The organism is Kitasatospora sp. NPDC057500 (assembly GCF_042802195.1).
Taxonomy (GTDB): Bacteria; Actinomycetota; Actinomycetes; order Streptomycetales; family Streptomycetaceae; genus Kitasatospora.
In genome coordinates this window covers 13,631-27,803 of record NZ_JBHVER010000046.1, presented here as the reverse complement: position 1 = coordinate 27,803, position 14,173 = coordinate 13,631, and the positions used below count along the sequence as shown (strand labels likewise).

Annotated in this window: 14 protein-coding genes; 5 read left to right on the top strand and 9 right to left on the bottom strand. The window is 74.8% G+C overall.

All coding sequences use genetic code 11. The features are described 5' to 3' along the window. Nucleotides 1-49: 49 nt before the first annotated feature. Nucleotides 50-1,621 (top strand): DNA-3-methyladenine glycosylase 2 family protein, encoded by a 1,572-nt coding sequence (locus tag ACFU74_RS13170; protein ID WP_380755794.1) that lies wholly within the window; start codon nucleotides 50-52, stop codon nucleotides 1,619-1,621. Next, the gene (locus ACFU74_RS13165) at nucleotides 1,618-2,130 is read left to right on the top strand and encodes a methylated-DNA--[protein]-cysteine S-methyltransferase (protein WP_380755792.1); all 513 of its coding nucleotides are present in this window, start codon (nucleotides 1,618-1,620) and stop codon (nucleotides 2,128-2,130) included. The genes ACFU74_RS13170 and ACFU74_RS13165 overlap by 4 nt, the downstream gene beginning before the upstream one ends. 30 nt (nucleotides 2,131-2,160) lie before the next feature. Here ACFU74_RS13165 and ACFU74_RS13160 read toward each other — a convergent pair whose 3' ends face one another. Then, nucleotides 2,161-2,682, bottom strand: a complete 522-nt coding sequence (locus tag ACFU74_RS13160; RefSeq protein ID WP_380755790.1) for a GNAT family N-acetyltransferase — start codon at nucleotides 2,680-2,682, stop codon at nucleotides 2,161-2,163. Between the two features lie 125 nt (nucleotides 2,683-2,807). Next, complete coding sequence (locus ACFU74_RS13155; RefSeq protein WP_380755788.1) at nucleotides 2,808-3,311, bottom strand: MarR family winged helix-turn-helix transcriptional regulator; 504 nt, start codon at nucleotides 3,309-3,311, stop codon at nucleotides 2,808-2,810. A 142-nt stretch (nucleotides 3,312-3,453) separates the two neighbouring features. On the opposite strand from ACFU74_RS13155, the gene ACFU74_RS13150 reads away from it, so the two are divergent. After that, on the top strand, nucleotides 3,454-4,908 hold the full coding sequence (locus ACFU74_RS13150) for an MFS transporter (RefSeq protein ID WP_380755786.1): 1,455 nt from the start codon (nucleotides 3,454-3,456) through the stop codon (nucleotides 4,906-4,908). A gap of 87 nt (nucleotides 4,909-4,995) precedes the next feature. On the opposite strand, the gene ACFU74_RS13145 is transcribed toward ACFU74_RS13150, so the two are convergent. The 3 genes from ACFU74_RS13145 to ACFU74_RS13135 all read right to left on the bottom strand — a co-directional run bounded on the left by ACFU74_RS13145 (nucleotide 4,996) and on the right by ACFU74_RS13135 (nucleotide 7,109). Further along, a complete protein-coding gene (locus tag ACFU74_RS13145) occupies nucleotides 4,996-5,742 on the bottom strand; it encodes a DUF305 domain-containing protein (protein ID WP_380755784.1) in 747 nt (248 codons plus the stop codon). Next, nucleotides 5,739-6,416, bottom strand: coding sequence for a DUF3105 domain-containing protein (locus tag ACFU74_RS13140; protein ID WP_380755782.1), 678 nt, complete (start codon nucleotides 6,414-6,416; stop codon nucleotides 5,739-5,741). The genes ACFU74_RS13145 and ACFU74_RS13140 overlap by 4 nt, the downstream gene beginning before the upstream one ends. Nucleotides 6,417-6,557: 141 nt before the next feature. Then, nucleotides 6,558-7,109 carry a hypothetical protein gene (locus tag ACFU74_RS13135; RefSeq protein ID WP_380755780.1) on the bottom strand — a complete coding sequence of 184 codons (552 nt, stop codon included), beginning with the start codon at nucleotides 7,107-7,109 and terminating at the stop codon, nucleotides 6,558-6,560. 253 nt (nucleotides 7,110-7,362) lie between these two features. On the opposite strand from ACFU74_RS13135, the gene ACFU74_RS13130 reads away from it, so the two are divergent. After that, nucleotides 7,363-8,832, top strand: coding sequence for a protein phosphatase 2C domain-containing protein (locus tag ACFU74_RS13130; protein ID WP_380755778.1), 1,470 nt, complete (start codon nucleotides 7,363-7,365; stop codon nucleotides 8,830-8,832). Nucleotides 8,833-9,599: 767 nt separating this feature from the next. Here ACFU74_RS13130 and ACFU74_RS13125 read toward each other — a convergent pair. Next, a complete protein-coding gene (locus tag ACFU74_RS13125) occupies nucleotides 9,600-10,208 on the bottom strand; it encodes a TetR/AcrR family transcriptional regulator (protein WP_380755776.1) in 609 nt (202 codons plus the stop codon). Between the two features lie 142 nt (nucleotides 10,209-10,350). Between ACFU74_RS13125 and ACFU74_RS13120 the strand changes: the two genes are divergently transcribed. After that, nucleotides 10,351-10,575: a hypothetical protein gene (locus tag ACFU74_RS13120; RefSeq protein ID WP_380755774.1), complete on the top strand. Its 225-nt coding sequence runs from the start codon at nucleotides 10,351-10,353 to the stop codon at nucleotides 10,573-10,575. Between the two features lie 3 nt (nucleotides 10,576-10,578). Here ACFU74_RS13120 and ACFU74_RS13115 read toward each other — a convergent pair whose 3' ends face one another. From ACFU74_RS13115 to ACFU74_RS13105, 3 genes are read right to left on the bottom strand one after another with little or no spacing between them, the layout of a single operon-like run. Beyond that, nucleotides 10,579-11,622 carry an agmatine/peptidylarginine deiminase gene (locus ACFU74_RS13115; RefSeq protein ID WP_380755772.1) on the bottom strand — a complete coding sequence of 348 codons (1,044 nt, stop codon included), beginning with the start codon at nucleotides 11,620-11,622 and terminating at the stop codon, nucleotides 10,579-10,581. Between the two features lie 29 nt (nucleotides 11,623-11,651). Beyond that, entirely contained in the window at nucleotides 11,652-13,367 is a 1,716-nt protein-coding gene (locus tag ACFU74_RS13110; RefSeq protein WP_380755770.1) for an urease subunit alpha, read from the bottom strand. Beyond that, a complete protein-coding gene (locus ACFU74_RS13105; RefSeq protein WP_380755768.1) occupies nucleotides 13,364-14,074 on the bottom strand; it encodes an urease subunit gamma in 711 nt (236 codons plus the stop codon). Before ACFU74_RS13105 ends, ACFU74_RS13110 begins: the two co-directional genes overlap by 4 nt. Nucleotides 14,075-14,173: the final 99 nt, after the last annotated feature.

Here is a 14,173-nt window from a genome sequence, read left to right as displayed (position 1 = left end):
GACCGGCGGCAGGGCGCGCGGTTTTCCGCCCGGCCGGCCCCTGACGCCCATGTCCGATTCCCGCCAGTCGGAGCCCGCCGGGTGCCGCAGACTGGACAACGTGATCGACGACGACATCCGGTACCGCGCCGTGGACAGCCGGGACGCCCGTTTCGACGGCGTCTTCTTCACGGCCGTCACCTCGACCGGCATCTACTGCCGCCCGAGCTGCCCGGCCGTGACCCCGAAGCGCGTCAACTGCACCTTCTACCCCAGCGCCGCCGCCGCGCAGAGCGCCGGCTTCCGGGCCTGCCGCCGCTGCCGCCCAGACTCCGTCCCCGGCTCGCCCGAGTGGAACCACCGGGCCGACCTGGTCGGCCGGGCGATGCGGCTGATCGGCGACGGCGTCGTGGACCGCGAGGGCGTGGCCGGTCTGGCCCACCGCCTCGGCTACAGCTCCCGCCAGCTCCAGCGCCAGCTCACCGCCGAACTCGGCGCCGGCCCGATCGCGCTCGCCCGCGCCCGCCGCGCCCAGACCGCCCGGCTGCTGCTCCAGACCACCGAGCTGCCGGTCACCGACATCGCCTTCGCCGCCGGCTTCGCCTCCGTGCGGCAGTTCAACGACACCGTCCGCGAGGTCTACGACCGCACGCCCAGCGGCCTGCGCGCCGAGGTCGCGGCCGGCCGCCGCACCGCCACCCCGGCCGGCGGCCTCGCGCTGCGGCTCGCCTACCGGGGAGCCCTGGACAGCGATCACCTGATCGACTTCCTCGCCCTGCGCGCCGTCCCCGGCGTGGAGGAGGTCGTCCCGGGAGCCCGCCCCGGAGTGCGCACCTACCGCCGCACCCTCGCGCTCCCGTACGGCCACGGCATCGCCGAGGTGGACGGCCTCGCCCCCGGCGATGCGGCCACCCGCGGCTGGCTCGACTGCCGGCTGCTGCTCACCGACCTGCGCGACCTGCCGACCTCGGTCCAGCGCCTGCGCGTCCTGTTCGACCTGGACGCCGACCCGGTCGCGGTCGACGAGCAGCTCGGCGCCGACCCGCTGCTCGGCCCGCTGGTGCGGGCCCGCCCCGGACTGCGCTCGCCGGGCCACGTCGACCCGCACGAACTGGCCGTGCGCGCCGTCCTCGGCCAGCAGATCACCGTCGGCGCCGCCCGCACCCTGGCCGGCCGGCTCGCCGAGAAGTACGGCACCGCGCTGCCCGAGCCCAACGGCGGCCTGCGGCTGCTCTTCCCGACCGCCGCCGCCCTGGCGACCGCCGACCCGGAGGACTTCGCGATGCCGGTCGCCCGGCGCCGCGCCCTCACCGGCCTGTGCGCCGCGCTCGCCGAGGGCGTCGTCCGGCTCGACGGCGGCGTCGACCGGGCGGAGGCGGCCGCACAACTGCTCGCCCTGCCCGGCATCGGCCCGTGGACCGTCGGCTACCTGCGGATGCGCGCCCTCGCCGACCCCGACGTCTTCCTCCCGAGCGATATCGGCGTCAAGCACGGACTGCTCCGGCTCGGCGCCCCGGGGGACCCGAAGTCCGCCGCCCTCGCGGCCGAGGCCTGGGCCCCCTGGCGCTCGTACGCCGTGCACCGCCTCTGGGCGGGCCCGGCCGCAGACCCCAGCACCGGAACGGAGAACACCGCAGCATGAGCACCACCGTCTTCACCCACATGGAGAGCCCGTTCGGCCGGCTGATGCTCAGCGGCATCGTCCCGGACGGCGGCGGCCCGGCGGGGCTGGCCACCGTCACCGCCCCCGGCCAGCGGTACGCGCTCGCCGAGCCCGCCGACGACTGGGTGCACGACCCGGAGGCGCTCGCGGAGCCGGTCACCCAGCTCACCGAGTACTTCGCGGGCGAGCGCACCGCCTTCGACCTGGCGCTCGCCCCGGTCGGCACCGAGTTCCGCCGCCGGGTCTGGGCGGCCCTGGACAAGATCCCCTACGGCGGGACCGTCACCTACGGGCAGCTCGCCGACCTGGCCGGCGAGTCCCCGCGCGCGGTGCGTGCGGTGGGCGGCGCGGTCGGCGCCAACCCGCTGCTGATCATCCGCCCCTGCCACCGCGTGGTCGGCGCCAACGGCGCACTCACCGGCTTCGCCGCCGGCGTCGACCGCAAGCGCTGGCTGCTCGACCTGGAGGGCGGCACCTCGCTGTTCTGAGCCGCCGTCGCGGCCGTGCGGCGCTCCCGGTCAGGCGGTCGGGCGCGCCCGCAGGTCCACCCGCCAGTCGTTGCTGCGCATCCGGCGCCCGGGCGGGAACTCGAAGTCCGTCTCGCCGCGCAGGGTGAAGCCGGCCCGGCGGCAGACCGCGTTGGAGGCCGGGTTGCCGACCGAGGGGAAGGCGTGCAGGTACCGGTGGCGCGCGGTGCGGGCGGCGGCCCCGAGGGCGGTCCGCGCGGCCACCGCGGCGATGCCGCGGCCCTGGTACGGCGGCAGGACGTTCCAGCCCATCTCGTAGACGGTCCCGCCCTGCCAGGTCCGCTCGGCGTAGCCGACCGTGCCGACCGCCACCCCCTCCGGCTCCAGCACGACGCGGTACATGCAGCCGGTGCCGGAGGGGACGAAGTCCAGGTAGCGCCGGTGCCGCAGCAGCATCCGCTCCTCGTCCTCCGGGCCGCCGACGTGCTCGCGCATCTCCGGGGTGTTGACCAGCCGCAGCAGGGCGAGGTCGGCGTCGGTCCAGGGGACGAGGCGGAGCAGCGCGGGGTCCATGGCGGGACGCTAGCCGGGCGGACGGCCGGCGCGGTACCGGATTTCCCGGCCGGGTCGGCCCGGACGCGCCCTCGGCCGTTGGCTCGCCCTCGGCCGTTGGTGCTCCCTCGGCCGTTGGCGGGCCCTCAGCCGTTGGCGGGTCCGGCGAGCGCGCGGGCCAGGTTCTCCAGGGCCGGCAGCGCGTGCATCACGGCGTCCCGGTCGCCGGGGGAGAGGGTGTCCAGCGCGGAGGCGATCCGCCGTTCATGGGCCCGCTGCCAGTCGTCGAGCTGGCGCCGCCCGGCCGGGGTGAGCGCGATCCGCGCCGTGCGGCGGTCCCCCGGATCGGTCTGGCGGTCGACGAACCCGGCGTCCAGCAGCTTGCCGACCAGGCCGCTGACGGTGTTGGGGGCGAGCCGCTGCCGGGCGGCCAGCTCACCGACCCGCAGCGGGGCGGCAGCGAGCGTCTGGAGGAGTTCGACCTGCGCCATCGGCAGGGACTCCCACGGGTAGTCGGTGCGGATGCTGCTGCGCAACGCCCGCCGCAGCCGGGTCACCGCGTCCGTGAGCCGCCGGGCACGCTCGATCGCCGCCGGCTCCACGTCCTGTGGGTCGGCGGCGGGTTCGGGAACAGACGGTGACGACGGCATGGCCGACAGCGTAGCGCCTGGTTCCCGCGCCGCCCGACCGCCTCGGACGGGTCGGGGACGACCGGCCCCGCTCCGTGACAGACCGGTCGCACGCAGATCAGATCGTAGATAGAACATATCTGTATCCGATATATTTCGCCGTATGAACGCGGCGTCGACCCTCACCGCCCGGCTGCTCACCGAGCGCGCCCGGCCGCACGGCATATCCGGCTGGCGGCACGCCCACTGGCTCGCCGTCGGCACCGTCTGCCTGGGCGCCTTCCTCGGCCAGCTGACCGCCGGCATCACCGCCCTCGTCTACCCGGCGCTCCAGCGGCACTTCGGCACCGGGTTCGCCGCCGTCGAATGGGTCGCCCTCGCCTACCTGCTGGTCCTGGTGGCGCTGCTCGCACCGGTCGGCCGGCTCTCCGACCTGGTCGGCCGCAAGACCGTGTACATCGGCGGATTCGCCGTCTTCGGCCTCGCCTCGCTCGCCGCCGGGTTCGCCGGCAGCCTCGGAGCCCTGGTCGCCTGCCGGGCCGTGCAGGCCGTCGGCGGCGCGATGATGCAGGCCAACAGCGTCGCGCTGGTCGCCCGCGGCGTGCCCGAGCACGCGATGCGCCGGGCGCTCGGCATCCAGGCCGCCGCCCAGGGGCTCGGCCTGGCGCTCGGGCCCAGCCTCGGCGGCCTGCTGGTGGAGCACGCCTCCTGGCGCTGGGTGTTCTGGATCAACGCGCCGGTCGCGCTGGTGGGCATCCTGGCCGGGTGGTTCCTGCTGCCCCGCACCCGCCGCCCCGACGCCGGCCCGGTGCCGCCGGCCCGCCGGGACGCCGGGCCCGACCCCGACGGCGGGCGCTTCGACCTGGCCGGCCTGCTGCTGCTCGCCGGCTCCACCACCGCGCTGCTGCTCGCCCTCTCCGCCGCCTCCGGCCTGCCGCTGCCCGGCTGGGCGGTCGCCGCCCTGCTGCTCGCCACCGTGCTGCTCGGACTCGGCCTGGTCCGCCAGGAGCGCCGCGCCACCCGGCCGATCCTCGCCCCCGGCCTGGTCAACACCCCCGGGGTGCGCCCGGGCCTCGCCGTCTCGCTGATCGGCTACCTGCTGCTGTTCTGCCCGCTGGTGCTCGGTCCGGTGCTGCTCGCCGAGGCGGGCCTGTCGACCGGGCAGGCCGGCCTGGTGGTCACCGTGCTCCCGGCCGCCTTCGCGGTGGCCGCGACGGTGGGCGGTGCGCTGCTGCCGCGCGGCTGGTCGGACGTCACCCGCTGCCGCTTCGGCGCCTCGCTCGCCGGGGCCGGGCTGCTGGGCTGCGTGCTGCTGCCGGTCGCGGGCGCACCCGCCCCGGCACTGGCGTTCCCGCTGCTGGTGGCCGGCGGCGGACTCGGCCTGCTGCTGCCCGCCAACAACGCGCTGGTGATGCGGGCGATCCCGGCCGAGTGCTCGGCCGTCGGCGGCGGCATGGTCAACATGGCCCGCAGCCTCGGGACGGCGCTCGGCACCGCGCTGCCTGTGCTCGGCGTCCACCTCGCCGGACCGGTGCCGGGCGGCCGGGCGGTGCTGCTGGCGCTGGCCGCCGTGGCGGGTCTGGCGGTGGCGCTCAGCCGACCGGTGCGGCGGCGCTGAGGACGCCGAAACGGCCGGGGCGGCGGACGGGGTGAACCGTTCGCCGCCCCGGCCGTCGGGTGCGCAGGATGTGCCGGAGGTGCCGGATCAGGAGGCGGGCACGCCGGGGGCGGCGCCGCGCTCCTTCAGCATGTCGGTGATCAGGTCGATCTCCGAGGTCTGCCCGTTCACCATCGACTGCGCGAGCCGCTTCTCGGTCTCGTTGCCCGCCATGTCGACATAGCCCTGGGCCATCTCCACACCGCCCTTGTGGTGCTCCAGCATCAGCTGGAGGTAGAACACCTCGGCGTCCCGCCCGCTGAGCGAACGGAGTTCGGTGAGCTGCGTGGTGGTGGCCATGCCGGGCATCAGCGAGCCGTCGTGCGCCTGGTAGTCGGCGCCGTGGCCGTGGCCGCCCGTCGCCATCCAGGCCATCGGCTTGGCCGCGGAGTGCTGGGTCAGCCCCCACTGGTCGAGCCAGCCCATCATCATGCCGCGCTGGTTGGCCTGGGTGTTGATGATGTCGAAGGCCAGGGTGCGGGTCGACTCGTCCGACGTCCGGTCGCGGATGATGAAGGACAGGTCCACCGCCTGCTGGTGGTGGGTCGACATGTCGCGGGCGAACCCGGCCTCGGGGGAGTCGTCCGCCGGGGCGCTGACCGAGGAGGACCCGGAGGCGGACGTCCCGCCCGCCACCAGGGCCGGCACGCCGAGCGCGAGGGCGAGCGCGGCGGCCAGCGCGGCCGGCCACCAGATCCGCCGCCGCGAGGCCGCGCGGTCCGTCGCCGCCGCGGAGTCCTCGGCGGAGCCCTCCTCGTGCCCGGTGTTCCCCGCGTTCGCCCCGGCGGCGGTCACATCGCCCCCATCGTGCAGGAGGCGCCGGGCTCCTGGGTCTGCTTGCCCTGCACGTACTTGGTGAAGAACTGCTCCACCCGGGGGTCGCCGGCGCTCTCCACGGTGAGCTGGGTCGACCAGGCGCTCAGGGTGATGGTGCCCTGCTCGTCCGGGTACGGGCTCATCAGCGAGTACGGGGTGGCCTTGACCTTCTCCGACAGGGTCTTGATGTCGTCCGGGGTGGCCTTGCCGTTGTAGGTCACCCAGACCGCGCCGTGCTCCAGCGAGTGGACGGCGCGCTCGTTCTCGACCGGCTGGTCGTAGACGGTGCCCATGCAGTCCAGCCAGATCGCGTTGTGGTCGCCGCCGACCGGCGGGGTCTGCGGGTAGGTGACCTTGTCCTTGACGTGGTTGCGGCTCAGCTCGCCGAAGGTCTGCACGCCGTCGATCGGGGCCGCGGCGGCGGCCTCCTTGGCCTTCTTGTCCTTGTTGGCGTCGACCACGATCCAGGTGCCGGTGGCTATCGCCGCGATCACCAGCGCACCGGCGACCGTCCCGGCGACGATCTTGTTGCGGCGGTCACGGCGCTGCTCGGCGGCGCGCAGCTCGGCGATCCGCGCGCGGCGGTCGTTGCTCGCCTGCTTGGCGCTGGGCTTGTTGCTCTGTGCCTTCGACTGCTTGGAGGCGGAACCCATGTGGTGTCCTTGTCCCCACCGCGCATCGGGCGCGGCGGTCTGAAAGAAGTGGCGGGAAGGGGCGGATCCGTCGGTCCCGCCCGCCCGTCCGGCGACGCGTAGGTCGACGGGGGAGGGGCCGGGGCCGGCGGCGGGTTCCGCTCAGGACCGGTGTACTTGGAGTTCGTGCAGGTCGGGCGCGGGGTGCGGGCCGACCAGCAGCCCTGCGGGCACCACCCGGGGCAGTGCCTCGGGGGCCTCCGCCAGGGGCGCCGCCGCGGGTTGCGGGTGCGGCGGCGGATTGGGGAGCTGGGCGTCCTGGGCGCAGTACGGGTGGCTGGAGCAGCCGTTGTTGCGGTGCGGCGGGTCGCCGTCGACCGAGCACCAGGTCCAGTGCCGGTGGCTCTCCGCGCGGATCCGGTCGCCGAGGGTCTGCGGCACGGTGTCCGGACCGGTGGCGGCGCTGCCGTACGGGTGGACCGGGGCGGCCGCGGTGGCGTCGCCGGCTGCCGGAGCCGTCGGGGGACCCACCAGGGGGCCGGTCGGGACGGTCACCGGGGAGCCTGCCCGCTCGGCCGTGACCGCCTTGGCGTGCGCCGCGCAGGGCAGCGCCGTCAGCAGTCCGACCAGAAGAAGGATCCACAGCGCGCCCACCGGGCGGACCGCCAGTGCGGCCCTCCCCGGTCGGGGGTTGCTGGGGGCCGACGCGGTCATGCGCACATTTAATCAGCCGAACGAGTGAAGCGATCCCTCTCCTCGGTCCTCATTTTCAGGGCCGGAGCCACCGGAATACCCCGGAAACACCCTGGTCGGGGCGGTTCGGTCGACTGTGGGAGGAACGGAAACGAAACGGGCGGCGAACCCCGTGATCGATATCGGCCGATGTGCGCGCGGTTGTCGTCGAAACCCGGACAGCGCCCTTGTGCTTGGGGACAATGACGTCGAGCCAGCGACCAGGAGCCGCCAGATGACCAAGCAGGGTGCACCCGCGCAGCAGGAGCAGCACCGGCCGGACGACGGCTGGTGGGACACGGTCTACGCGGGCCCCGCCGGCACCCTGCCCGACACCCCGGACGCCGGTCCGGGGGAGGGCAGCGTCGACGACTGGTTCGAGACGGCGGCCGGCCTCATCGGGCAGCAGCGGACCGCGCCCGAGGAGGAGGCGGTCCCCGTCGACGAGGTCGCCGTCGACGAGGTCGCCGCCGCCGTCGACGAGGCGGCGGCGGAGGAGGTGCTGGGGCGGGACAGCATCGACGACTGGTTCGACACCGCCGCCGGAGTGATCGCCCCGCAGCCCCCGGCGGCCGACGAGACGCACCGCTTCCCCGCCCCCTCCTGGGCGGCGGACGCCCGGGTGCCCGAACCGCGGGCCAAGCCCGCGGCCGAGGCTCCGGTCCCGGAGCCCGGGCCCGGGCCCGGGCCCGAGCCGGAGCCGGAGCCCGAGGTGGAAGTGGAGCCGGACCCCGAGCCCGTCGTCGTCGAGGCGCCCGCGCCGCGACCGCCTTCGCGACCGGGGCGGGACGAGACCGCGCCCGCCGTGCCGCACGTCGGCGAGCGTCCGCCCACCTACGGTCCCGAGCCGACCGCCCTACCCGAGGCCGACCCCGGTTCGCTGGGCGGCGTCGTCGCCGACACCGTGCTGGAGGGCGCCCAGTACGCCGCCACCACGCTGCGGGCGGTCTCCGTCCGGGGCGACTCCGCGCGCTACCGGGGTGAACCCCGGCGGGACTCGCTGCTGGTGACGCGGTTCGGGGAGGGAACGGACGGTCTGCTGCTCGCGGTGCTCGGCGGCTTCGACCACGCGGGGCCCGCCGCCGAGCAGGTCGCCACCTCCGCCGCCGAGGCCTGCCGCCAGCTCGCCGGCGCGGTCGGCCGCAGCCGCGAGGGCCTGGCCGCCGACCTGCGCGACGGCGCCCGCGACCGGCTGCGCTACGGCCTCCAGCGACTCGCGCTGAGCGCCGTCGCCCCGCTCCGCGCCCTGGAGCCGGAGAACGCGGCGGACGGCGCGGACGCCGAGCCGTCCGCGGCCTCGCTGCACTGCCTGCTGGTCTCGCTCGATCCGGAGGCCGGGTACCGGGCGGCGTTCGGGGTCGGCCCGGGCGGGCTGTACCTCCTGCGGTCCGGCCACTGGATCGACGCCTACGCGGCCCGCCTGCTGCACCAGCCCGACGGCCAGCCGCCGGTCCCGGAGACCCCGGCGCAGGACCCGCGCCCGTTCCGCTTCCGGATGGTCCCGGCGACCCCGGGCGACATCCTGCTGCTCTGCACAGCGGGCCTGGCCCGCCCGATCACAGACGAACCGGCCGTCGCCCACTTCCTGGCCTCCCACTGGGCCCACCCCCACCCCCCGGGCACCGTCGACTTCCTCCGCCAGGTCCAGGTCCGCGCCAAGGGCTACACCGACGACCGCACCGCCGCCGCCGTCTGGACCGAGTAACACACCCCAACCCGCCACCCCCCTCGGCCGCCGGCTTTCGGCGGCAGCCGGGCCGTGTGTGTGAGCGCGGCTGGTTCCCGTGCGGTCGCCACCCTGGCGTTCGGCCGTCCCTGGCGTCTGGCCACCCTCGGCCTTCGGCGGCAGCCGGGCCGCGTGTGTGAGCGCGGCAGGTTCCCGTGCGGTCGCCACCCCGGCTTCCGGCGACGCCCAGGCCGCGCATGTGAGTCCGGCTGGTTCCTGCGCTCGCCCGCTACTGACCCACGCGTGCCTGGGCTGGGCAAGCATGGGCAGCTGAGGCCTTCGTCAGCCATGCCGCCGGCCTTCGGTGGCGGCATGGCCACGCATGCGGCTTCGTCATGTCAACCGCCACCAACTCACACCGCCCTCAACCGGTCGGTGGGCGGCTGGGCCGGCCGCCGCCACCAGCGGCAGGAGTTGGCGGGCTGCTGGTTGTGGGGTGGTGACAGTCGGGGTTGGCGGTGTGGCGGTGGGGTTGTCGTCGGCCCTCTGGTGGGGTGGGGGGCTGGCTGTGGGTCAGGGTGGGGTGGGTTGGCGGTGTTGTCGTCGGCCTTTGGCGGCGTCTGGGCAGGGGGTGATGGGCGGGGTTGGCGTGGGGTGGGTCGGCGGTGCGGTGGCGGTGTTGTTGTCGGCCCTTTGGTGGCGTGGGTGGGCACTGCCAGCCGCGGGCCGATGCGGGGTGGGCCTGTGGTCGGCCTGGGGCTGGGGCTGTTGCGGCCTCTTGGCGGTGTTCGTGCGGGCCCGGGCGGTCAGGGCGGGGTGGGCCCCAGGAGGGTGGTGCAGGCGGTGGTGGCGAGGTGGTGGGTACGGGGGTGGGTGGTGCCCGGGAGGCCGAGGGCGAGGGGGACGGCCAGGCCGTCGAGGAGGGCGCGGATCTGGACGGCGCGTTCGGTGGCGTCACAGGGGGCGAAGCGGGCGGTGGCGGTGCCCTCCTCGATCAGGGCGACCAGGTCGGCCTGCCAGGGTGCCTCGATCTCCAGCTGCCCCCGCCGCAGCTCCTCGCTGGCGGGGGAGCGCCCCCACACCTCGACCCAGAGGATCCAGCGCGGGTCGCCGGGGCCCTCCGGGAGGTAGAGCGTGGTGTACTCCGCCAGCCGCCGGTGGACGTCGTGGCCGCGGGCGGCGAGCATCGCGCGGCGGCGGGTGCCGAGCTGCTCCTCGCTCCACCGGAGGGTCTCCAGCAGCAGTTGGTCCTTGCTGCCGAAGTAGTAGAGCAGGTGCCCGGCGCTCATCTGGAGCTGCTTGCCGAGGCCGGCCATGGTGAGTTTGGCGAGCCCGTGCTCGGCGATCGCGGTGCGCGCGGCGGCGAAGACCTCCTCGCGGGGGCGGGCAGGTCGGCGCGGGCGGGCGTCGGCCATCGGTGCTGCTCCTCCGGGCTCAAGGGGGCCTTCACGATACCGATCGTGGCCGGTGGACCACGGAGCGGGACGGGCGCCGGTTCGAACCCCTGCTCCTGCGGGTACGAACCGACCAGGACTTCCCCGACCCGAGGGGGTGGCCATGGCCACGATGATCGCCCTGTTCGCCGGCCTCGCCGTTCTGGTGGCCGGCCTGGCGGTGTACCTCCACCGGCGCCGCAGCGGCCCGACCGAGAACCTCGACGGGGTGCTGGCCGAGCAGGAGCGGACGGCCCGGCTCAGGGCCCTCCGCTCCTCCTACAGCTCGATCGCGGTGCACAGCTCCCACGGACTCACCATCGACGACCTCGGGAGGCACCACCGATAGGAATCAGGCCTTCGGCTGCTGCTGAGTAATACAGTGGATGCCGCCGCCGTTGGCGAAGATCTCGCGCGCGTCGACCAGTTCGACCGTGCGGCCGGGGTAGGCCTGGGCCAGGACGGCGGCGGCCTCCTGGTCGCGCGGGTCGTCGAAGGCGCACAGCACCACGGCGCCGTTGGCGACGTAGTGGTTGATGTACGAGTAGTCGACCGGCTCGCCCTCCTCGTCCAGCAGGACGGTGGGGGCGGGCAGCTCCAGGACCTCCAGCGGGCGGCCCTGGGCGTCGGTGGAGGCGCGCAGGATCGCCACCAGCTCCCGGCACACCTCGTGGTCGGGGTGCGCCGGGTCCGGCTGGACGTGGGCGACGACGACGCCGGGGCGGACGAAAGAGGCGACGATGTCGATGTGCCCGCGGGTGCCGAACTCGTCGTAGTCGCGGGTGAGCCCGCGCGGCAGCCAGATCGCCTTGGTGGTGCCGAGGAAGGCGTGCAGCTCGGCCTCGACCTCCTCCTTGGTCCAGTCGGCGTTGCGGCCCTCGCCGAGCTGGACGGTCTCGGTGACGAGTACGGTGCCCTCGCCGTCGACGTGGATGCCGCCGCCCTCGTTGATCAGCCGGGAGGCGAACCGCCGGACCCCGGTCAGCTCGCCGATGTGCTCGGCGATGTGCTGGTCCTTGTCCCAGCGGGCCCAGGACTGCGCGCCCCAGCCGTTGAAGATCCAGTCGGCGGCGGCCAGCCCGCCCTTGCCGTCGACCAGGAAGGTCGGGCCGATGTCGCGCATCCAGGCGTCGTTCAGCGGGCGCTCGACGATCTCGACCGCGTCGGCGACGTACTTGCGGGCCTCCGCCGTCTCGCCGGTGTTCACGACCAGGGTGACCGGCTCGTACCGGACGACGGTGTTGGCGACGTTCGCCCAGGCCTCGCGCGCCGCGTGCAGGTGCTCGGGGGTGTCGAAGGTCGGGTTGTCGGTCGGGAAGGCCATCCAGGTGCGCTCGTGCGGGTGCCACTCGGCGGGCATCCGGTAGCCGAGCGAGGCGGGGGTGGGGGTGGTCATCGCGGCGTCCTTCGGTGGGGCGGGGAGGGTCAGAGGAAGTAGAGGCGGCTGAGCGAGACGCTGTCGGCGGGCTCGGAGCGCAGCGGGGCGCCGTCGAGCGAGACCAGGCCGGTCTCGGTGACCTCGACGCGACCGGTCCGGGCGTTGCGCACCATGTCGCGCGGACCGATGCCGCGGGTGTTCCGCACGCCGACGCGCCGGCGCCGGGTCGGCAGGCCGTCGGCGGGCCGGTCGAGGTAGGCGGAGTCGGCGGCGGCCCGGGCGACGAAGGCGACCGAGATGTCGGCGGCGGTGGCGCCGTGCGCGCCGAACTGCGGGCCGAGCACCAGGGGCTCGCAGCGGTCGGTGGAGGCGTTGGGGTCGCCGACCACGCCGTAGGCGGGGAAGCCCGCCTTGAGGACCAGCTGCGGCTTGGCGCCGAAGTGGTCCGGGCGCCACAGCACGATGTCGGCGAGCTTGCCGATCTCGATCGAGCCGACCTCGTGGGCCAGGCCGTGGGCGATGGCGGGGTTGATGGTGAGCTTGGCGATGTAGCGCAGCACGCGCTCGTTGTCGTCGCCGCTCTCGACGGTGCCGAAGCCGCCGTCCAGCGGGCCGAGCTCGGCCTTCATCTTGCCGGCCATGGCGAAGGTGCGGCGCACGGTCTCGCCGGCCCGGCCCATGCCCTGGGCGTCGGAGGAGGTGATGCCGATGACGCCCAGGTCGTGCAGCACGTCCTCGGCGCCCATCGTGCCGGCCCGGATGCGGTCGCGGGCCATCGCGGCGTCGCCGGGCAGGTCGGTCTTGAGGTCGTGGGCGGAGACGATCATGTCGAAGTGCTCGCCCAGCGCGTCCCGGCCGAACGGCAGGGTGGGGTTGGTGGAGGAGCCGATGACGTTCGGCACGCCCGCCATCTTGAGCACGTTGGGCACGTGGCCGCCGCCGCAGCCCTCGATGTGGAAGGCGTGGATGGTCCGGCCCTCCAGCACCTTGAGGGTGTCCTCGACGGACAGGCACTCGTTGAGGCCGTCCGTGTGCAGGGCGACCTGGACGTCGTACTCCTCGGCGACCCGCAGTGCGGTGTCCAGGGCGCGGGTGTGGGCGCCCATGTCCTCGTGCACCTTGAAGCCGGAGGCGCCGCCCTCCGCCAGGGCCTCGATCAGCGGGGCCTCGTCGGAGGAGGAGCCGCGGCCGAGGAAGCCGATGTTGACCGGCCAGGCGTCGAAGGCGTTGAAGGCGTGCCGCAGTGCCCACGGCGAGTTGACGCCGACGCCCCAGACCGGGCCGAACTCCTGGCCGATGATCGTGGTGACGCCGGAGGCGAGCGAGGCCTCCATGATCCGCGGCGACAGCAGGTGGACGTGGGTGTCGATGGCGCCGGCGGTGGCGATCATGCCCTCGCCGGAGACGATCGTCGTCCCGGTGCCGACGACCACGTCGACGCCGTCCATGGTGTCGGGGTTGCCGGCCCGGCCGATCGAGGCGATCCGCCCGGCGATCAGGCCGATCGAGGTCTTGCGGATGCCCTGGACGGCGTCGATCACCAGGACGTTGCTGATCACCACGTCGCAGGTGTCGCGGACGGCGGCGGGCTTGAGGTGCAGGCCGTCACGGGCGGTCTTGCCGAAGCCGGCCAGGAACTCGTCCCCCGGCGTCTGCGAGTCGGACTCGACGCGGACGATCAGCCCGGAGTCGCCGAGCCGGATCCGGTCGCCCGCCCGCGGGCCGTGCACGGAGATGTAGTCGAGGGGGGTGATGGACGTCACGACTCGACCTCCGCGTCGTCGAAGTGGGTGAGGTAGCCGGTGGCGCGGGCCTTGGCCAGCGCGGCCTCCTTGGCGCCGGGGGCGTCCAGCGGGCCGTCGACCAGGCCGGCGAAGCCGATCGCGACCCGCGCGCCGCCGATCGGGACCAGGCCGACCTCGACCGTGGCCCCCGGGTCGAAGCGCACCGAGGAGCCGGCCGGGATCGCCAGGTGGGTGCCGTAGGCGGCGGCGCGGTCGAAGGCCAGGCGCGGGTTGGCCTCGAAGAAGTGGAAGTGCGAGGTGACCGAGATCGGCACCCCGGAGGTGTTGTGGACGGGCACCACGACGGTCTCCTCGACCGGGTCGTAGCCGGCGCCGTCGCCGAGCAGCGCGCCGCCGGGGGCCTCGTCGCCGAGCGAGCCGGCGCCCCGGAACGGGTCGTTGACCACGGCGAGGCGGGTGCCGTCGTCGAAGACCGCCTCGACCTGGACCACGGTGACCACGTCGGGCACGCCGGGCAGCACGTCGTCGGCGGTGAGCACCGAGCGGCCGGCCTCGATGGCCTCGGCGAGGCGCCGGCCGTCCCGGGCGGCCTCGCAGACGGTGTCGGCGATCAGCGCGGTCGCCTCGGGGATGTTGAGGCGGACGCCTCGGGCGCGGCGGGCGCGGGCCAGTTCGGCTGCTGTGAAGATCAGCAGCCGGTCCCGCTCGGTGGGGGTCAGTCGCACGGTTCCTCGCTCGCGGTCGCCGGGAGAGGGGGTGAGGGTTGTTAGAACGGCGTTCAAACATCTCCGGTCATTGAACCCGGAGCCGCCCGCCCTGTCCAG